At 49.1% G+C, this 20,689-nt stretch carries 18 protein-coding genes; 9 read left to right on the top strand and 9 right to left on the bottom strand.

Annotated features, from left to right (window positions below):
* Positions 1-66: 66 nt before the first annotated feature.
* The 5 genes from NYE70_RS20745 to NYE70_RS20765 form a co-directional block, all read right to left on the bottom strand.
* Positions 67-402, bottom strand: a complete 336-nt coding sequence (locus tag NYE70_RS20745) for a KGG domain-containing protein (protein WP_211021626.1) — start codon at positions 400-402, stop codon at positions 67-69.
* Positions 403-1,699: 1,297 nt separating this feature from the next.
* Entirely contained in the window at positions 1,700-2,347 is a 648-nt protein-coding gene (locus NYE70_RS20750; RefSeq protein ID WP_213655424.1) for a transcriptional regulator, read from the bottom strand.
* Between the two features lie 278 nt (positions 2,348-2,625).
* The gene (locus NYE70_RS20755) at positions 2,626-3,954 is read right to left on the bottom strand and encodes an IS3 family transposase (protein WP_211026252.1); all 1,329 of its coding nucleotides are present in this window, start codon (positions 3,952-3,954) and stop codon (positions 2,626-2,628) included.
* Positions 3,955-4,091: 137 nt separating this feature from the next.
* A complete protein-coding gene (locus tag NYE70_RS20760) occupies positions 4,092-4,556 on the bottom strand; it encodes a Dps family protein (protein WP_341047919.1) in 465 nt (154 codons plus the stop codon).
* Between the two features lie 424 nt (positions 4,557-4,980).
* Positions 4,981-5,358, bottom strand: a complete 378-nt coding sequence (locus NYE70_RS20765) for a DivIVA domain-containing protein (RefSeq protein WP_211021623.1) — start codon at positions 5,356-5,358, stop codon at positions 4,981-4,983.
* A gap of 176 nt (positions 5,359-5,534) precedes the next feature.
* Between NYE70_RS20765 and NYE70_RS20770 the strand changes: the two genes are divergently transcribed.
* Together NYE70_RS20770 and NYE70_RS20775 are read left to right on the top strand one after the other, a co-directional pair.
* Entirely contained in the window at positions 5,535-6,977 is a 1,443-nt protein-coding gene (locus tag NYE70_RS20770; protein ID WP_341047921.1) for an MFS transporter, read from the top strand.
* 61 nt (positions 6,978-7,038) lie between these two features.
* Positions 7,039-8,019 carry an MraY family glycosyltransferase gene (locus NYE70_RS20775; RefSeq protein ID WP_341047922.1) on the top strand — a complete coding sequence of 327 codons (981 nt, stop codon included), beginning with the start codon at positions 7,039-7,041 and terminating at the stop codon, positions 8,017-8,019.
* 130 nt (positions 8,020-8,149) lie between these two features.
* Here NYE70_RS20775 and tatA read toward each other — a convergent pair whose 3' ends face one another.
* On the bottom strand, positions 8,150-8,353 hold the full coding sequence (gene tatA / locus NYE70_RS20780; RefSeq protein WP_211021621.1) for a twin-arginine translocase TatA/TatE family subunit: 204 nt from the start codon (positions 8,351-8,353) through the stop codon (positions 8,150-8,152).
* Positions 8,354-8,499: 146 nt separating this feature from the next.
* On the opposite strand from tatA, the gene ytaF reads away from it, so the two are divergent.
* The 5 genes from ytaF (at position 8,500) to NYE70_RS20805 (ending at position 12,842) form a co-directional block, all read left to right on the top strand.
* Positions 8,500-9,150: a sporulation membrane protein YtaF gene (ytaF, locus tag NYE70_RS20785; protein WP_211021620.1), complete on the top strand. Its 651-nt coding sequence runs from the start codon at positions 8,500-8,502 to the stop codon at positions 9,148-9,150.
* Positions 9,151-9,330: 180 nt separating this feature from the next.
* Positions 9,331-9,966 (top strand): TetR/AcrR family transcriptional regulator, encoded by a 636-nt coding sequence (locus NYE70_RS20790; protein WP_290406959.1) that lies wholly within the window; start codon positions 9,331-9,333, stop codon positions 9,964-9,966.
* Positions 9,967-10,018: 52 nt separating this feature from the next.
* A complete protein-coding gene (locus NYE70_RS20795) occupies positions 10,019-10,894 on the top strand; it encodes a substrate-binding periplasmic protein (protein WP_290406960.1) in 876 nt (291 codons plus the stop codon).
* A 40-nt stretch (positions 10,895-10,934) separates the two neighbouring features.
* Positions 10,935-11,585, top strand: a complete 651-nt coding sequence (locus NYE70_RS20800) for an amino acid ABC transporter permease (protein WP_211021617.1) — start codon at positions 10,935-10,937, stop codon at positions 11,583-11,585.
* 42 nt (positions 11,586-11,627) lie between these two features.
* On the top strand, positions 11,628-12,842 hold the full coding sequence (locus NYE70_RS20805) for a M24 family metallopeptidase (RefSeq protein WP_290406961.1): 1,215 nt from the start codon (positions 11,628-11,630) through the stop codon (positions 12,840-12,842).
* A gap of 140 nt (positions 12,843-12,982) precedes the next feature.
* Here the strand turns inward: NYE70_RS20805 and NYE70_RS20810 are convergent, their stop codons facing one another.
* A complete protein-coding gene (locus tag NYE70_RS20810) occupies positions 12,983-13,825 on the bottom strand; it encodes an SDR family oxidoreductase (protein ID WP_211021615.1) in 843 nt (280 codons plus the stop codon).
* A gap of 174 nt (positions 13,826-13,999) precedes the next feature.
* Here NYE70_RS20810 and NYE70_RS20815 point away from each other — a divergent pair, with 174 nt between their 5' ends.
* A complete protein-coding gene (locus NYE70_RS20815; protein ID WP_435530112.1) occupies positions 14,000-14,938 on the top strand; it encodes a hypothetical protein in 939 nt (312 codons plus the stop codon).
* A gap of 77 nt (positions 14,939-15,015) precedes the next feature.
* The gene (locus NYE70_RS20820; protein ID WP_211022159.1) at positions 15,016-15,261 is read left to right on the top strand and encodes an NHLP leader peptide family RiPP precursor; all 246 of its coding nucleotides are present in this window, start codon (positions 15,016-15,018) and stop codon (positions 15,259-15,261) included.
* 56 nt (positions 15,262-15,317) lie between these two features.
* Here NYE70_RS20820 and NYE70_RS20825 read toward each other — a convergent pair whose 3' ends face one another.
* Together NYE70_RS20825 and NYE70_RS20830 are read right to left on the bottom strand one after the other, a co-directional pair.
* A complete protein-coding gene (locus NYE70_RS20825; protein WP_290406963.1) occupies positions 15,318-17,213 on the bottom strand; it encodes a sensor histidine kinase in 1,896 nt (631 codons plus the stop codon).
* 248 nt (positions 17,214-17,461) lie between these two features.
* Positions 17,462-20,683, bottom strand: coding sequence for a cellobiose phosphorylase (locus NYE70_RS20830; protein WP_341047928.1), 3,222 nt, complete (start codon positions 20,681-20,683; stop codon positions 17,462-17,464).
* Positions 20,684-20,689 lie beyond the last annotated feature (6 nt).

Below are 20,689 nucleotides of genomic sequence, written 5' to 3' on the forward strand. Positions count from 1 at the left end.
GTTTCAATTATAATTTAACGCTGCAGCCTCAGCGCCGCATTCTCTACCGAACGCTTTTCCGCTAGATTATTTCCGCTGACGTGCTCTTGCTTCGCCGCCCTTGCGACCAGCCTCTTCACGGCTCATCTTGCCGTTATTGCCATCTGAATCGCTGCGTGCTTCGCCGCCTTTTTGTCCGATCTCCTGATAAAAATCCTTATCGTGCGAGCGTGAAGTAGCCTCCCCGCCCTTTTGGCCAATTTCTTGATAGAAGTCTTTATCATGATTGCGGGAAGTGGCTTCCCCACCCTTTTTACCGATCTCCTGATAAAAATCCTTATCGTGGTTTTTGGCCGTTGCCTCTCCGCCCATACGACCAGCTTCCTCACGGCTCATTTTCCCATCTCGGTTGTTGTTTGCCATTTGAAATCTCTCCTTATCGTTTGTTTGGATGGTACCGTTCATCGGTACGCTATTGTATTACCCCCCCTTCAGAAAACAAAACAACTATTCCTATCGACATACCAGGCAAGCAAGCACATTTCTTACCAAACGTATCCAACCAATTGAGAGCTTCAATTTGCGTAAACTTTTTCCGGCATTTTACTAATGATGCAATTAACCAACCGTAGTATGTTTCTCGCTCGTCGTATAGCTGTGAGTGAAGTAGTCTGGCCAATGCGTCTCGTAAAACAAGTAAATTAGAAATTTGCGGCATATAGGGACAATAGTATGATTCCGTGCAATGTGAAGTCGGATCCATCACCAGTGTTGTTACTCTAACGGACAGCAGGGACGCTATTCTCTCAAATTTGGCTCCTTTCTAAATCTAACGGACACCAGGGACGTTAAATGGGGCTTCGCCATCAGATTTTGGGCGATTTTCGTGAGTTAGCGTCTTCTGTGTCCGTTAGAATTTCAAACTTACCTTTTTGCACGGTTTAACGGCTCCTATGTCCGTTAAAAGTCGGCTCAACACTAGTAGGTTCTCTAACGGACACCAGGGACGTTATTCCCTCAAATTTGGCTCCTTTCTAAATCTAACGGACACCAGAGCCCTTATATGGGGCTTCGCCATCAGATTTTGGGCGATTTTCGTGAGTTAGCGTCTTCTGTGTCCGTTAGATTTTCAAACTTACCTTTTTGCACGGTTTAACGGCTCCTATGTCCGTTAAAAGTCGGCTCAACACTAGTAGGTTCTCTAACGGACACCAGAGCCCTTATATGGGGCTTCGCCATCAGATTTTGGGCGATTTTCGTGAGTTAGCGTCTTCTGTGTCCGTTAGATTTTCAAACTTACCTTTTTGCACGGTTTAACGGCTCCTATGTCCGTTAAAAGTCGGCTCAACACTAGTAGGGTTCTCTAACGGACACCAGGGACGTTATTCCCTCAAATTTGGCTCCTTTCTAAATCTAACGGACACCAGAGCCCTTAAATGGGGCTTCGCCATCAGATTTTGAGCGATTTTCGTGAGTTAGCGTCTTCTGTGTCCGTTAGATTTTCAAACTTACCTTTTTGCACGGTTTAACGGCTCCTATGTCCGTTAGACGTTGGACGAGCTACTTTGCGAGTTCTTTGCGAGCACTTTGCAAGTTACTTCGAGTTCTTTGCAAGTCCTTTTAGGGTAGTTCTGGTGAGTTCACAACGAGTACATTTCACGTCAAACTGTAGTCCGCGACGCCTTTACGCCCACCTTGGTTTCCGCCTCTTGCCCATCTGCTATCGCAGTTGATATTTGCGATAGCGCTGGCTGCCCTCTCCTGCGACGCGCAAAATTTGCAACTCAACCATACGGTGCAAAATGCGGCGAGTGTGGCGATCCGACAGTCGAAGGTGGAGTGCGAGTTCGGATGGGGAAAAAGGACGCAGCAACCGGCGCGCAAAACGCATCGTTTCCGCTTCCGCCCACCCCATCTCGGCCGATACCGACACATCGGTCGAAAGAAATTTACCGACGAAGGAGAGGATGAGCTGCTGGCATTGTTTCGGTTCCTCTTTGATGGATAGGTAGGCGATAGGCAGAAACACCCATCCATCGAGGGCCAGCATGCTGTGTCGCATGCATAGATCCTTAAACCGTCTGACATCAAGGTCTCTCGCGTGGGGTCCGTACCCTTGGATTTCAATCCCGCCTTTTGCACCGCCCGGCATATAAGCAAGGTCCAGATACCGGTAACCATTGTTGAAATCGCGTACTTCCCATTCAGGATACAAGTAATTAAAATTACCCACCGCAGGATACCAAACTGAGCGTAAAAACTCGACCGTCCCATGCCCCAATCCTTTCTCAAGCAGTTCGCGTCGCCTAGGATTCTCCTCCTCCTTCAGATTCAAAGAGATCCATTCTTCATACTTTTGATCGAACATGATTCCACCGCCTCTCGAAAAATAAAAAAAAGCCGTTCCATGACATCGCCCGCAATAGGCAAATGCAATGAAACGGCGTGTTCTTCACTCCGTCAATTCCTAACCATAGTGTACACGGATGCAAATGCGACTGGCAAGGAGGTTTTTGCGCAAATGATCACTGGAATCACATTTCCATTTAACTCAAATCTCCTATAAATAATCTAAAACACAAAAAAAACAAGCCCCGCCGATGGTAAACTGGTACCCTTGTCAAGGACACTTAAAAAAGAGAAGGCTTAGGCAACAGACAATAGATGATTCCTGTACTGAACAGGGGTCATCTTTTTTAATCCCCATTGATACCTGTGATGGTTGTAATATTGAATATAGCGGTCAATTTCGTCTTGCAACTCTTCAAAAGTGATGCAACCTCGACTATCTACATGGTCTTTCATGTGGCCAAAAAATGACTCCTGCGGGGCGTTGTCCCAACAGTTTCCTCGTCTGGACATGGACTGACCTAAACCTTTCTGCTTCAATAGCTTTTGGTACGTGGGGCTTGTATAATGGCTTCCCTGATCTGAGTGGATGAAAGCCTCTTTATGTAATTTAACACGTCTTTGTTTCATGAGTTTATCTATAGTTTGAGTGGCAATGGATAAATCAATTCGCTTTGATAGATGATGTGCCAGTAGTTCCCCCGTAGAAGCATCCAATATAGTCGACAAATAGCCTACCTCCGTACGGTTGTAGGGAAGATACGTAATGTCGGTAAGCAAGACGAACCCCGGAATACCCTTCTTGAAATTCCTCTGTAACTGGTTAGGAAGAGTTCGATGCTCCAGGGTAGCTTTGGCCATACGTTTGTAGGGGTTCGGCTTTCTATGCGGACACACCAGGTTTAGTTTTTTCATTAACCGGCGGATTCTCTTTAGGTTGTAGGTGATACCAAATTCATTCTGAAGAACCATCTTTATGGAGCGAGACCCCTTTTTGAACCCTCTCCAATAGAATGCTTTCTTAATCCAGCCACCTGCCACGACGTCGAGTCTTGCACGTTCTAAGCGGGCGTCTGCAGCCTTTACATAGCTGTAATACCCCGAACGAGATACGTTAAGGAGTTTACAAAGATAGCGAGTCATACGCCCAAGGCCTTGGTCTACGGCCTCTGCAATTAACTCAAATAATTTAGTTTTGCTCAGATTCATTCCTTTTGCTACCAACAACCTTTCGTTCGAGTCTAGCTTTTTTAGTAGTTCAAGTTGGGACTCCAGGAGTTTGATCCGAGCATCTTGCTTGGCAATGACCTCCTCTTGCGTCAGTTCTCGCTGCAAGGGACGCCCCGAGCTGCCTTTACGAGAATCCGTTAAGCCAACGATTCCATCGCGTTTATACGCTCTCCGCCAACGATCAGCACACTGTTTTATACGACTCATCCCTATGACATTTACATCAAATCCATTGGCCTCAAAAATCTCCCTAGGCGTTTTTTGTAACATATTTTGATCGATGAAAAGCTGCTTAAATTCATCTGAATAAGTTATGGCCTTCGCACTTACATTCACCACGTACTTGTTTTGTGATAGGACCTCACGGTCCTCTTCGGTAAATCTCTTCTTGCTCATGCAATCCCCCCCCGATGCTTATTCCAGTATACAAAAAGGTACCCACAGCCTGAACACCTTTTTTCAAAGTGTCCAAACTATGGGTACCAGTTTATGGCGAGGCCTGCTCCTTTTATAGTTAAACCAACAGTGGATAATTATTTGCCCAAATAGGCGTTCAACATCCAGTTATGCTTCTCAAGCGAAGACAAGATCCCCAACAAGAGGTCGCCAGTAGCTTCGTCTTGCGCTTCTTCGGCAGCTTCCATGCCTTGCTTCAATTCGCCTTGCAGCGTCGTAAAGTCCGCAACGATCGCAGCGACCATAGCCTCAGGAGCTTCACCGCCGGCAGCTTCGGATAAGGAAGCGACGGACAGGGAATCGCGAAGGGTTGCTACCGGTTTTCCGCCGATGGCCAGCAAACGTTCCGCCAGCTCGTCAATATTTGCGGCAGCTTCATTGTACAGCTCTTCAAATTTTTCATGCAGAGTAAAGAAGTTTGGACCTTTCACAAACCAGTGGAAATTGTGCAGCTTCGTATACAGGACAGTCCAGTTCGCAATTTGCAGGTTCAGTTGCTTTTCCAGAGCCAGTTCGTTTTGGGTCAAGTTTTGATTTGTCATTTCAATTCCCTCCAATTAAAATATAATGTTAAAGTAGAGATAGCAGCGCTAAAAAGATGCTTTAAATTTAGACTAATTCTAAATCCTGTTATAATCATACCACCATACCGTACATAGTGCAACGTTTAAAACATGAACATCCCGTGAAGATCGCCTTCCGGTCTTTTCGTTCCGATTTCTTTTTAGAAGTTTGCGTAAAAAGATAGCTGTTTATTCGCCTGCACTTACCTGCGCAAGGAATTACATCCTCAAATTCATTAAGAAACATAAGAAAAACGTCTATCGACGCACTTTCATGGAAGCCAGACCGCGTTTGGCGGAAGTTTTTCTTGCGATATCAGGCAGCAAATGCTCCGAAGTTTATACTTTCTGATATCTAAAAAATAAGGAACCTGGCAAAAATCGCCGGTTCCTTATTATGATTTTATCCACGAATATGCAATTTCAACTGTTCCAGATTGCGTTCCAGTTGGCGGATGCCATCCTCCACAATCCGGCGGTCGACCGAGTTTTCCGTATCGATCTGCGGCTTGCGGGCGGCCAGAGACTTTTTCTCTTCCTCCCAGTAAGCCTGGCGGCGCTGGATTTCTTTATATTTGTCCAGCAGGTCCGTAATAATATCGTAAAAACGTTCGTAATCCATAATCACGTCATCAAGGAAACGGTCGACTTCTTCTTTTTCGTAGCCCCGCATCTTAACGTCGAAATCCTTTTCGTGAATAGCGAGCGCATCCAGCTTGATGCCCAGTTGCCGGAACAGTCCTTTCTGGTCCTCCAGCTTGCGCGAGTATTCATCTTGCATGAGTATCCCTCCATACCCTAAAGCTTACATTTTTTCATTATTAATACCCTATATAATGTATCATAATTAAATCGGATTTTCGACGCAATGACTGTGCAGAGTAAACCTACACTCCCCATGATATAATACAAAAAGCGAAATTATACCAAAGCGGCAGTTGAAAAGAGGTTATCATCTTGGCACAAGAACATAACAGACCTGCAAAATCCACCTGGCTAACCAACCCGTGGGTGATACTCGCCAATGTTTCTCTCGGCACCTTTATGTCGACCTTGGACGGAAGCATCGCCAATGTGGCGTTGCCCACGATCGCCGGGGAACTCAGCGCTCCCATTCATGTCGTCCAGTGGGTACTTACCGCGTATTTGCTAACGATATGCGCAACTTTACCGATCATGGGCAAAATTTCGGATATGTTTGGCCGCAGCAGAATTTACAATTATGGCTTTCTGATCTTCGCCATCGGTTCGGCCCTTTGCGGAATATCCGGCTCCCTCGGCCTTTTGATCGGCTCCCGGATTCTCCAAGCGCTGGGAGCCGCGTGCCTCATGTCCAACAGCCAGGCGATTATCGCCGAGGTGTTCTCTAGCAAAGGACGCGGGCGAGCTATGGGGATCACCGGAACCATGGTATCGCTTGGCTCGTTGACCGGACCGGGGATCGGCGGCATTCTGGTCGAGCATCTGGGCTGGACGTCGATTTTCTGGATTAACGTCCCTATCGGGATCTTCGGATTTATCGCGGGCTGGTTTATTCTGCCCAAGGACCGCAACCGCAAGGAACAGCAGCCGTTCGATTACACGGGCTCCACGCTCTTCATGGTCGGCATGGTGGCGTTTCTTTACGTCATTTCGGGCGGACAAGACTGGGGCTGGCTCTCCCCTACCGTTTGGATTGGCGGAGGGTTATCCCTTGTGGTGCTGATCTTGTTCTACTTATGGGAAAAAAGAACCCGCTACCCGATGCTCGATTTCACGCTTTACCGGATTCCGGCCTTTGCGATCGGGAATATTACGGCGCTCCTTTCCTTCGTCGCCCTGTTCTTTACCAATGTGTTGATGCCGTTCTATATGCATGACGTTCTCGGGTTCTCTCCGGCCAAAACCGGATACACGATGATGGTCTACCCGCTAGTCATGGCCGTTGTCGCTCCCATCTCCGGTTGGCTGTCCGACAAGATCGGCTCGTACTCCCTGACTACCGCCGGGCTCCTTGTCAACGCGCTCGCCTTCGGACTACTGAACACGCTGTCGACGAATGAGAGCGCTTGGATGGTTGGGCTGCATCTTGGTCTGTTCGGACTGGGCGGCGGCTTGTTCCAATCCCCGAACAACTCCAGCATTATGGGTTCGGTGTCCCGGGACAAGCTGGGAACCGCCGGAGGATTGAATGCGTTGGTGAGAAATATTGGCATGGTGCTCGGTACTTCCCTGTCCATATCGATTTACTCTTCACGTCTCAGCTATTTGAGACCTTTGTCATCAGGAGAGCCCGAAGCCGCGCTGCATGCGCTGCATACGGTTTTTTGGACGGCGATGGGCATTTGTCTGCTGGCCCTGCTCGTCTCCGTTCAACGGATGCGGGTTAAGCCCCGGCAAGCGAAACCGGGCCATTCGTGATTTAATTGTTCGACAGAATTCATGTTTCTTTTTATAATAAGACTTAGCAAGTAAAGTAAAAATGGCCTTGGTGGTGACTACAATCTTATATATCTATTCTTTTTTGCTCTCGTTTCTCATTGTCTATTTTCTGATTCCCCCGTTGGGGAGACTGGCGTTCCGGCTTGATTTCGTGGATAAGCCCAGAGAGGATGTCGAACGAAAAATCCATCGCAATCCGATCCCGCTGACAGCCAGCTATGCGATCTTTGCAGGATTTTTTATCTCGTACCTCCTGTTTACACGGGATTTCTCGATGCAGACAGGCGCTCTGTTCCTGGGCGGTATTCTGCTGCTTGTGATCGGAACCGTCGATGACTGGTTCAAAACCAAAGGCAAAGACTTCCCTGCCCTACCGAAGCTGATCGTACAAGTATCAGCTGCCGTGCTGGTGTTCGCCTCTGGAATTTCTTTCAGCGGCTTCGTCAATCCGTTCAGCGGGGACTATGTACTTTTGCCGGTATGGCTGCAGTTTATATTGACGATTCTCTGGATTTTCGGCGTAACGACCGTTATTAATTTTTCGGACGGACTGGATGGATTGGCTGGCGGCTTGTCCGCGATTTCGGCCGTAACCTTGTTTGTGGTCGCTTTGACTAAAGGTCAGACCACATCTGCGATGCTATCCATCACGCTTATCGGTGTGACGCTTGCCTATCTCAGGTATAATAAACCGCCGGCAAAAGTATTTATGGGCGATGCAGGAGCGACTTTCCTCGGATTCATGCTTGCCGTGATCGCACTGGACGGAGCTTTCAAACAGGCGACCGTACTCTCCCTGTTTATTCCCGTACTGGCGCTGGGGGTCCCGATTTTTGACAACCTGTTCGTTGTCATCAAACGTTTCCTGCAGGGCAAAGCCATTTATCAGGCCGATGCCAGCCAGGTTCACTACCGGCTGCTGCGCGCCGGCTTAAACCATAAGCAGGCCGTAATGTTCCTGTACCTGATCAGCACTTGTCTCGGACTATCCTCAATCATTCTGCTGCTTTTGCAAGGATGATCTCTGGATCTCTCATAGTAAACGTTCAAAGTCTATACTAAAGTTACATTAAACACAAAAAGGGCGCCCACCGGGCGCCCTTCATTTTTGTGCAAACAGGTTCTCCCCGCAATAACAGGGATTATTTATGTTAGGATTTATTGGTCTCTTGTACGGCGGTTTGGATCTCCTTCGGTTTCTCATCGTCAAAGTCCCCGCGAGCGCCTTTCTTAAACTCCTTCAGCATCGTCCCGAAGCTGCGTCCCAATTCAGGCAGTTTGCTCGGACCGAACAATAACAGTGCGGCGATAACCAATAACAGCAGATGTGTGGGCCGCAACAAATTTTCAAGCACTTATATCACCTCTTTAGGCTATCTTTTTTTAAAATTATACTACTTTATTCGGAAGAAAGGAAAACTATTTATAAGGATTCGCTAAATTTCTCCACATTCCTGAATTGTCTTCGGACTGGAAGAAACCAAAACCGGCTTCTGGGCATATGCTGTGGCATCAATGTTGCAAAGGAGCGAGCATCATGAACATGATCAGCCTTTGGGCTGTCGTCGCCATCGGTTTGGCCTCCAACCTGGATAATGCAGGGGTCGGCATCGCCTACGGTGTCCGAAAAATCCATATTCCGTGGTATTCCAACCTTGCGATCGCGCTCATTTCATTTATCGCTACGCTATTGTCGGGATTGTTCGGTAACATGATCGCCTTGTGGGTTCATCCTTGGGTCGGTCAATGGATCGGTACGATTGTGATTGTGGCTGTCGGAGTGTGGGTGCTTCTTCAACCCTTTGTGGAAAAGAAACCGGTCGTTGCTACGGAGGACGATCCTCCGATTCTGACCCGTCTGCTCCGCAATCCGGAGGAAGCGGACAAAGACAGCTCCAAGAGTCTCAGCCTCGGAGAATCACTGCTGCTCGGCATCGCACTTGCGATGAACGCGCTGGCGGGCGGATTTAATGCGGGCATTACCCATTTAAATGTATTTTACACCTCTCTGTCGGTCGGTGTGTTCAGCTTTCTGCTTCTGGCCCTGTGCGCAGGTTTCGGTGAAAAATACGCCGCCGAAAAGCTAGGCAACCGGGCTACCGTCATTTCCGGCCTGCTGCTTATCATCATCGGTCTGCATCAAATTTTATAAACATCAACCGTCTTCCTTAATGCCCCTTCCATTTGTGAAAGGGGCTATGGTGGGTTTATCGAAGAAAATTATTCTAAAAAAATCTTCAACGACCAATTGACAAAATTAAAACTAATTAATACTATTAGACTTATCGGAATTAACTGACTGACGAGTCAATTAGGAAAGTAGGTGCCATGGTTGAAATCAGCGAACACCCCTGATCCGGAGCGAAAGCAACAATTGAAAGACATCGCGCTGGAATGGTTTGCCCGCAAAGGTTACCACAACACCAAAATTTCGGATATCGTAAAAACTGCCGGCGTCTCGCAGGGAACTTTCTACTGGTATTTTGAGAGTAAGGAAAAGATGACGCTTGAATTGATCCGCAGCGGTAAGGACAAATTAGTCGAAACGATTGCGACGGGTTACCGCAAAGAGCCTGGCACGGTCGAAGACATGGAAGTGTCCACGCGCAAGCTGCTGACGGAGCTGTTCAGGTTCGCGGAGAGCGAACGGCATTTGATGGTACTTCTGCTCATTAAGGGCCAAGGCGCCGATCCTGCCGTCCAGGAAGCTGTCTCGCAAACCTGGCAGGCTTTTGGACAAGCCTTTCGAACCAATATCGAAAGAGCGTCCGAGCTTGGAATGCTTCCCGATTCTCCGGGAGTGGAGCTTCGAACCCTGCTTCTCTCTTCCCTGATTGAAGGTACGATCTCCAAATGGTTGTTCGGGCCGGAGCATGACGTCGATTACGTCCCGGTCTATACGGCGGAGCAAATGGCCCATGCGGCCGCACGTTTTGAATTTTACGGTTTGATCGGCGAACCTGGCTGATAAGAAACTTCACTCACAAACAACATTTTATAAATAAGGAGAGAACCACACTATGAAATCCAGAAAGAGAAAATCCCTATTTTTCATGACTCTGATTGCAGCGCTAACCCTTGTTTTGTCCGCTTGCGGCAACAACGCCGGGAATAACGCCTCCCAAACACCTCCGGCCGGCAACGATCAAGCGCAAAACGAAAGCAACGCTTCCGGCGGCAAACTGCTGGAGCAAATTAAAAGCAAAGGCAAAATTACCATCGGTTTGATGGGCACGTACGCACCATATAATTTCGTCAATGAAAACAATGAGGTCGACGGATACGATGCCGACTTGTCCAAGGAAATTGCCAAGCGGATCGGTGTCGAGGCGAACTTTGTGACAGGTGAATTTTCCGGATTGATCGAAGGTCTGCAAAAAGGAAAATACGACGCTCTCGTCAGCCAAGTCACAATCACCGAGGATCGTAAGAAATCGATTGATTTCTCAGAGCCTTATGTAAAAAATGATGTAAGCATCATCGTAAAAGATAATAACGACAGCATTCAATCGGTTGAAGATTTTAAAGGGAAAAAGGTCGGTGTGGCGCTCGGAACGAATGACGAAGCTTACCTGCGCGACGAAGTCCTTCCGAAAGTCGGCGATTTTGAAATCGTGACTTACAACGACAATTTGAACGCACTGATGGATCTCAACAACGGCCGGATTGACGCAACGATCAATAACGTGTTCGCACTGAAGCCGCTCATCGAGAGCAATAACCTGAAATTGAAAACCGTGGGCGAGCCTTTGAAATCCGATTTTGCCGGCGTTGCTATGCCGAAGAATAACCCTGATCTGCAAGAAGCCGTCAACAAGGCGCTTCAAGAAATTAAAGATGACGGTACGCTTAAAACGTTGTACAACAAATGGTTTGACGTAGATCCTAACTTTTAAACGATATAAATAGTTCATCCTGCTCTGGGGAGGTAACCCGATGAAACTCGTGCTCGATAATCTTGAATATTTGCTGACCGGCGCTTATTACACGCTGCAAATCACCTTGGTGTCCATGTTCTTCGGACTGATCATAGGACTCGTGGTAGCCGTCGCCCGGTTAAAAGGGAATGCCGTGATCCGGAATATCGCCCGGGTGTACGTGTCGATTATCCGGGGCACGCCGTTAATGGTGCAAATTTTCATTGTCTATTTCGGTCTCCCCGACTGGGGCATACATCTTAGTCCTATGATGTCGGCTTACCTTTCGATGAGCATCAATATCGGCGCCTACCTCTCCGAGACGTTTAGAGCCACTATTATGTCCGTCGATCACGGACAGACTGAAGCGGCTCAATCTCTAGGAATGACCCCTTGGCAGACGATGCGTTTTGTAGTGTTGCCTCAAGCGGCCCGGATCGCGATTCCTCCGCTTGGGAACTCTTTTATCGGGATGCTCAAGGAAACTTCCCTGGTATCTGTCGTTACTGTCGTTGAGTTGTTCCGCGCGGCCCAAATCCTGGTGTCCAGATATTACGTGGCGATGCCTTTCTTTCTAGCCATCGGCTTGATGTACTGGATTATGAGCACGGGCCTGTCGATCATCTTGAACCGGATCGAAAAACGATTGTCCAAAGCCTACGAGATTTAATGAATGAATGTATTGGCGACCCTACCAAGGAGCTGAAACCGTATGAACCTTAAAGAAGAACATTTGCTGGACGTGGCCTCAAGAGCCAAGGAAATGCTGGAACGGGAAGGATTGGACGCTCTCGTCGCCTCCAGCGCCGAAAATGTCTACTATCTGTCCGGCCAGCCCAGCATGTTTATGTATACATTCCGGATGACCGAGGCGGCTTTTGCCATCGTGTTCCGTGATCCGGGCCGAAAATCCATATTGCTCATGAGCGAATTCGAAGCCTCGGGACTGCCGGACCGCATCCCGGGCTTTGACATTCTTACCTACCCGCAATGGATTGACCTGGATGATCCCTTCGGCATGAGAAGGGATCTGTTCCGCGGCGAGCGTCCGGCTGCGCCTGGGCCGGACGCCGCGCTTTCGGCGCTGGCCGAGGCACTCGGCGCCAGCGGCCTTGCGGCCGGCGCAGCCGTCGCCGCCGAGCTGGGCGGCATGCGCGGCGGGACGCGCGCGCTGCTCGCCGATCGGCTTCCGCAGCTGCGCTGGGCGGAAGCCGCCCCGCTGTTTACGCGGCTTCGCGCGCGTAAAACCGGCTTCGAAATCGCGCAGCTGCGGGAAAGCTGCGCGATTTCGGAAGAAGCGATCGGCGCTGCCTTGCAGGCCGTCGCAGCAGGCGTTACCGCGGCCGAGCTCGCGGCCGCGTTCCGGATCGCGGTGACGCGCCGCCGCTTCGGCTTCAGCGAGCGCTTCACCACGATCTCCGTCGGCCCGCAATTCGCGCCGGCGTCGGTCTACGCGCCGCACCGTGCGGCTCCCGGCGACATCATCAAGTTTGATGTCGGCGCCGACGTGCAAGGCTACGGCGCGGACATCGCCCGCACGTTCTCGCTAGGCGAGCCGGGCGATGCCGCGAAGCGCGCCTATGCGGCGCTGCGGCCGGGCCACGACCGCATGCTGGAGCTCGCCGGCCCCGGAGTGCCGATGGCCGCGGTGTTCGCCGAGGGCATGGAGGTCATCCGGCGCTCCGGCTTGCCGGACTACAACCGGGGCCACCTCGGCCATAGCATCGGCCTGGCTCTCGCCACCGAGGAGGCGCCGTTCTTCAGCGCCGCCGATACCACCGTGCTCGAGCCAGGCATGGTTGTCTGCATCGAAACGCCTTATTATGGCTACGGCGTCGGTGCAGTCATGATCGAGGACATGCTGCTGATCACCGAGAACGGGAACGAACGGCTGAACAAACTGACCCGGGATCTGGTTGTTTTATAGCCGGGATCCCTAGTCATCTCTCGTATAAGAAATTAGAAAATGACGGTAACTGGAAATGATCAATCTCCCGGTCGCCGTCATTTTCATTTCAATCTATTACTGAATCTCCCTAAGGACTTCATATCTACAAATGCGGATGATCATCGTTTCAATCCGACTTGTTCCTCGCTCCATTCCCACAGCCTGCGGGCGGAATCCGGGTTCTCACCCCTTGCGGTAAGCGGCCTGGCTTGCTTCTTATAGAAATATTGTCCCGTGACTCCCTTTACTTCAGGAGAACTCGCCAGATATATCGCCGTTTCCGCCCCCTGCTCCGCCGTCAGGAAAAACGGGCGCAATAAGCCGACCAGCGATTTGCCGAACCCGGTATTCCGGTCAACTCCGATATTGGTAGCGACCGCTCCGGGATGCAGACAATTCGCCGTTACACGAGTTCCTTCCAGTCTTCGCGCCAACTCCTTCGTAAACAGAATATTGGCCAGCTTCGATTGCGCATAGCCCTTCGCGACATTAAAGCCGCGAGCCAGCGACGGATCCTCATGAATTTTGCCGATTTTGTAAGCACCTGAAGACACATTGACGATTCGTCCTTCTTCGGCGCGCTTTAGCGAATCCAGCAGCAGATTGGTGAGAAGAAAATGACCCAGATGATTGACTCCCAACATGGACTCGAAACCGTCCTTCGTCAATTCCCGTTTCAAGGATACTACACCCGCATTATTCAACAGCACATCAATCGCGCCGTATCGTTCCGTCACTTCCCCGGCAAACTTCGCTATGCTATCCAGGGAGCCCAAATCGCACAGCATCAACTCCAGCCGGTCTGATCCGCTTTCCCGGACGGCTGCTTCCCACGCCTTTCGGCCCCGCTCCGGACTTCTGCAAGCCATCACAACATGCGCACCTCGCCGTGCCAATTCTATGGTGGAGGCCAGTCCCATCCCCGAATTTGCCCCTGTGATGATTACCGTCTTTCCTTGCATCCCGTTCCCTCCCTTGTACAATTATCTGCCGGTCAGTCGGCTATACTATACATTTCTATGAATTCAGTGTAATCCCTCTTGAGACCCGGGCTTTAGGTTTTATCGGGTTCCATGTTATTCTATAATGGAATCTATATAATCATGACGTAGTTCAAAGATAGTATGAAAGGAGGCATGTCTTTGAAGTGGCTGACACCCTACGAACAGGAACTTAGTCTCGCTTTTGCCGAAGCGGAATCCATTCTGAGAGATCTTCCCGAACCGTTCCGGAAACCGGCACTGGATTATCTCGATAAATTCCATGCCCTGAAGGACAACCGTTCCAAAAACTACATATGTTATCTGCTGCCCTTTTGGCTCCAGCCGCTGGCCGGCATAGAAACGGAAATCACCCGCCGCTTTGCGGTCGCCAACATTTTCGGAATGATGTACTACCATCTGATCGATGCCTGCATGGATGAACCGGACAAGCTTATGCCCGGTCAACTCCCGCTGGCCGAATTGATTCATCTGGAATTCGTAAAACTGTACAGCAGCTGTTTTTCGGAAAATCCTCTCTTTTGGTCCTATTATAAAAAGTACGTAAACCAATGGGCCGAGGCCGTATCCAGTGAGACGGGTTCGGATTTCTATCATGAGAATCCCGTTAGAATGGGCCATAAGGCAGCCCAGGTAAAGCTGTCGATTGCCGGAATCATGTCTATTGCGGGCCGGGAAGCAGAGATTCCCCGCTTGGAGCAGGCTGTAGATACCGTTCTGGTGACGCTGCAACTGTTGGACGATTGGCAGGACTGGGAGAAGGACCTCGCCGAGGGAAGCTACAACTCTCTGGTTTCGATCGTCCAGACTGACTTGCAGATCCCGGGGGAGCGCAGGCCCGAACCGGAGGAAATCAGGCAGGCCATTACGATTCATGGCACGCTTAATCAACTGTCGGAACATGCCCGGCGCAATCACGAGGAGTTGGCCGCTATTCGGGACCTTGCACCCGATCTTTATGATTTTCATGATTTTCTGCGGAATAACCTTGAAGAAGGAGCCCGGGAGATCGAAGCGAAAGTAATTTTATTGCAAGGTGGCGGTCTTGGGTACTGGCTATCCAAGAATATCTAGTATTCCTAGATTTCCTACAAGATTCATGGTATACTAGAAAGGAAAATATAACCATTTTATTGAGAAAGGGTGATTTTATGACATCAGGGGCTCTCCTTCAAACACAAGTTATTGAAAAAGCATGGCAAGATCCAAGTTTTAAGGCTAAATTACTCGCCGATCCAAAAGCAGCAATCCAGGAGGCACTAGGTGTAATTCTCCCGGATCACATTAAAGTAAAGACAGTAGAAGAGAATTCCGATGAATTCTACCTCGTACTGCCTCCTAGTCCAGCTAATGTAATTAAGTCCGAAGTTAAACCAAACGCAGTTTGGGGATCTTAAACTACCCTAGTTAATTCATAACCAGGAGTAGCGGCGAAGGGCAAGGCTCCGGTTTCTTACGCATTTTTCACTGCGGGAAACCGGACCACAACCTCCGTCCCTACTCCTTTTTCACTTTTAAAATGAATTTTTCCGTTCATGACTTCGATAATCCGGAACGTCACCATGAGCCCCAATCCGGTCCCCTTGGTCTTATTCGAGAAGTAAGGCTCTCCCAGCCGGGCCAGCACCTCTTCATCCATCCCTTCGCCGGTATCCTTAATATGAATGCATACTTCCCCGTTCTCTTCATACGCCCACACATGAATCTCCCCTTCGCCGTGCAGGGATTCGATGCTGTTTTTAATGATATTGATAAAAGCCTGCTTGAACTTCGAGGAATTCCCTTTAATATGCAGATCCTGAGGGATGTGCACAGAAATTTTGCCGCCCTGAAGATTGGCCATTGGAATCAGAATGCCTTCGATATGAATGAACTCGTTCAGTACGTTCAGCGTGGTCACTTTACCGACTTCCGGCTTGGCAAACGTGAGGAAATCCGTAATAATCGCAGACGCCCGATCCAGCTCTTCCAGCGCCATGCTGAGATAAACCTTGTCCGTGGAATTTTGCTTGGCCACAAGCAATTGCAGGAAGCCCCGGGTTACTTGAAGCGGATTGCGCACTTCATGCGCTACGGATGCCGCCAGTTCGCTGATGATCTCCATTTTCTCGGAACGCTGGAGCTCATTGTTAAACAACTCCAATTGCTTGGAGTACTCCACTACCTGCTCATGATTACGGGCAAATCTCTTGCCGAGAATAATGATTAAGGCAATCAGAAAACATACTACGCCCCATTTCCAAAGAAATAGATCATAGTATTCCGATTTTAAATAGAACCAGAGCAATTCCCCTAACCCCAAAACGGCAAAAACAGCAAAACCGATCGTAAAGATGATCGCTTCTTGATTTCCCCGAATTGTATAAATCGTCGCGATAGAAACCAATAAAATAAACTGAATGATCATAAACAAACCGATCAGCGTGCCGGAAGCAAGTCTGTAGTATTCATAAAATTGATTATTGCTCAACAAATTGATCGCCATTAAAAGTATGCAGAACAGGGAATAGCCGACCTGAAACTTCCGGAATTTAGTAATGATAGATTTGTAGCCCCTGCCGAATATGCTTTCAAAAAAGCTCGTAAATGAAGGAAGCAGTACGAAGAGCGACAAATCGAACAATAGAACATACACGTTTCCATATTTACCAAAAAGCGAATACAGGAACGAAGAGTATGTAATAACTATGGTTCCGCTGGACAAGATCACCATGCATAACGAAAACCAACTGGACATGTTTTCATTTTTCAGGAACAGGGAACAAATCAGCATCACGACGGCGATGAAAATCAGGGCGCTGCCGATAATAAAATCCGTCATATTGTTCTTGATAAAAGTATTTTGCAGTTCTTTAAAGTCCCCTGCCAGAACGTTGCTCTGCAATCCGATCCGGGTCCCCGACTTGATCCCGATATAAATGGACTCCCCTTCTGAGGAGTGGTCCATAGGCAGCAAAATTGTATTTATTCCGTAATTGTACATTCGGTCAGACTCATATATCATCCCATTCTGGGATTTAATCACTACGTGAAGCCCGTATATTTTTTCAAATAAGAGCGCTGGAGAACCGGATGGAATAGTTGGTACATCGATCTTCACCCATTGTCCCTCCGCCCCTTCCGGGCGCTTAGGAGCAGGATCATTCGCTTTAACGTTCTCCCAACTTTGCATCGCTTCCAGTTGATTTATGTTTATTTCAGGATTAAATTCATCGGTCCATACAACTTGCCAATCGTTAATCGATTGCTCGTCCGCGCTTTTTCGCTCGGGACTTTCCATTAAAAATGCACAAGTCGCTACAACACTAAGTACAATCAAGATGGCAAACGCTTTAAAAAAAGCCTTCATTCCAGCACCCCTGCCAATAATTTAAGAGCTAATCTATCTAATTCGATACAATAAACCGATAAACCTTCAATAATATGGAAAATAAAGAACGATTTAAATAAGGACACGTACCAGAAACATTTTACCGTTATTAACAAGTTTAATCTATGAATAGTTTTGTCAAATCTTGAAAATTACTTTCCAATCTTGTACGAAATAGAAATTTAAATAAAAAAAGCCCTGACCTCTTATGAGTTCAGGGCTAAGAACTAAGCGAGCTCTATTTCTAGTTTTTTTACATTCCCGCTGCGGATGTCTTCCGCAAGGATGCCTGCAATAACGGAACCGTCCACACGCAAGGTCGTACCGTCATTTTTATGAACGGTGATGCTGGAGATCGTCGCTGCCTGCGGTCCAAAGGTATCCCGTTTCTCCGGATTATGATAAGTCACTTCCGTGCTTCCCAGGAATTTGAACGATACTTGCCCTTGAGCATCAAACAGCCAGCCCGGAAGAGAAGGATTCAAATGAAGCTGAAGTTCTCCTTCCTGAACCCGGAATACGTGTTTGCCTGCCATCATCGTAATCCACATCCCGATGAACTCGGCGGTGGAACCGCTGAGTCTGGCCACAAAGCCCCGGCCGTGCACCTCAGGATCCGGATTTACGCTGGAAGCGATGAAGGACGAGTTTTCCAGCGTGCTGCGGCCATAAACCGCCGGATCCAGGAATGGAATCAACGAGGTTTGGATCTCCGCAAAGAACTGTTCCTTCAAGCCGGTCTTTAATAGCGCCAGCAAGTATTTATAGCTCATATGAAGAAATACGGATTCCCGCTCCAGCCAACCCGGTGTGAACGCGCGGATCCGGCCGATTTCATGGGATTCCTCGTTCAAGCTGACTGAAGTCTTGTACATCTGCAATTTTTGGTCAAAAAGATCGCTGCGGCGAATGTTCTCGTAAGCTTCTTTTGCTTCCTCCGGGTTCTCCAGCGTCTTCATCCAGCGTGCCGGACCCTCCAGGAAATGAGGCAGCGGACGTGCCGCAAATTTCTTGACCTTCGCCTTGGGCAACCCGTAGTCGCTAATAACCGCACTCCCTTGTTCATCAAGAACAGGCTCGTATTCCACCGCTTCGAAAGCAAAGTACGTCGGCGTCAACCCACCGCCAAGTGAAATGGCTTCAGTTATTCCGGCATCGATCTTGCGAAGCATATTTTCGTAAATTGAAACCAGTGTGGACAACTGAACTGTTTGCTCGACTCCGCTGATTCCAAAGCGAATTCGTTCCCGATACCCTTCGCGCGCGGAAGCCGATTGATCCCAATATTCAAAAGAATCAAGCTCCCCTGCCAAGTGCCGGGACAGCAATCCGTTAACCTCATGAAGCAAATCGGCAATTTCTTCAGGCACCAGAACCTCTCTTGTCCCGGATTCAAGCGCTTCTTCCAACACGAACTTCACAATTCGCTTCAATTCGAACGTTTCGCTCATCCCTGAGCCGAACAATCCCGGTAATCCGTTCATCGCATCGTTCCAGCCCGGCTTGTTTCCTTCCATTTCAACGCCCATTCCGTATGGATCCAGCGTGGCGAATTTAACGAGGGACAGGGAGAGCAGCTTGACGAACAAATTGGTGCGGTATACTTCACCGTTACCATGTCCGGTTTTCAGCCAATTGGTGGATTTGGCGGTGACCCCAAACCGCTGCATCTTCTCTTCATCATGCACCAGCGATCCGTATTGACGCACATGCTCGCCATTAAGAACGTATTTCTCGCTTCTTGGCAGAACTCTCGCCGGACTGTCAAAGTAAGTATAGTCCGTTTCTCCGTAGAGCAGCCCATCTTTACGATCCGGGAAAATGTCGAGATAACTGTCGATCAAATCCATGTTGTAAGTCCAGTGATCCGACCAATATCCCTCTCCAAAGGCCGCCTCGATCCCCTGCTCGGCAAGGGAGAAAACGCCGGTCAGAAACTGTTCTTCGCCAAGGTTCAACGTTACATTATTGGCGGCGATATAGGAGATCAGCTTGCCTGGCGTAAATTTGCCGAGACACAGTCTTTGAAGCTCTTGCCTGTGATCGGCCACTGCGCCCTTCAGCCAATCCGTAAGCTCGCCTGCCCGGCTTTCGGGAACCCGGAAGCTGGTACCTTCGACGCCGAGCGGATTGTATCCATCGGCTTGCATCAGGCTGAAGAAGGTTTTGATATTGAAGGTTCCGACCCGCGGATTAAAGTAAATGTCGCTGCGGCGGTTCTGGTTCGCATCGCGGAAATTCCCGTTCCCTTGCGAATAATATTCCGGGGCCAGCGAGAAGAAGTTGTAATCCCGCTCCGGATCGCCGTGTTTACGGGAATACAGATGAATTACAAAGCCTTCCTTGCCATTCTCGAAAATAAACGGATATCCGCCGCGCAGGAAATTGTCCAGATAACTCTGTCTGCTATAAGCATCGAACAGCGGCATCGACGTCTTGGTGGCGATGTCGGCGGTCAAGTTTTCCGTCAATTCCCGTGCTTCTATTTGTTTTTGCTCTATATAGGCCGGCGATGAAATACAGTCTGCCTTCTCGTTCAGGCGCTCAACACTATCAAAGTGCCCGATGAGAGTGTAAATCTGCTTGCTTTCCCCCGGCGCCAGTTCGGCCGTAACTCCCGTGAACCCGCAAGGTACCTTGTTTGTGCAGTATTGCGGCCGACCCGCCAGTTCCTCAAGCGGCGTACCGGCGAACCCTTCCGGATACCCGAGCGAAGTATTGCTGCCAAAGACCAGCTCAAAATCGGCAAAAGGTTTGATCCGGCTGCCTTGTTCATCAAACGACAAATAGAAATGCCCGCTGCGAACCTCGCTGATCTCCGCCTCGTCATGGGTGCTGGAGCGATTCCGGTAATAGGGAATTCCGTTCTCCAGGTTATCCACTTCCATCCAGCTGCGGAGCAGGTTTCCGATCTCTTTATATCCGGCATTCTCTACCCCGTACGGCAAAATTTCCGGAAGTCCGTCCAGCACCTCCATGCGCAGCGCTTCTCCGGTAATGTTGGTGATCTCCACTTTACGAACTAGAGCCGCATAGTCATCGTTCGGTATATGAAAATAAGTAACTTTCGTACGCAGCCCTTTAGCTTCGTTGATTTCTTCAATCCCGATTTCGTTAGCCAAAATCCGCATCGTCCGCCGTGCCGCCGGGTCTGGGTAAGCATTTTGGAACGGCTCATAAATCGTATCAGCGCCTTCCAGCTTAACGAAGGTTCTGAAACCCTTCATCGATACGGATTGATACATAATGTTAGCCGGGGAGAACTCCATGATCGGACTGTTCTTGTCGCGAATCCCGAAGCTGCAGACCGCCTGCCCCCGGTTCGCATAAAACGTCCACATCGGAATTCCCTTCAAACCTGCCAAACCGGGCAGAAAGCTGGAGAATGGCTTGGCCTGATCAAATTGCTCGATAATGAATTCCTCTTTTTCAAAACTGTAATTCGGCATAATGTA

Origin of the sequence: Paenibacillus sp. FSL R5-0407 (genome assembly GCF_038009185.1) — a bacterium.
GTDB lineage: Bacteria > Bacillota > Bacilli > Paenibacillales > Paenibacillaceae > Fontibacillus > Fontibacillus vini.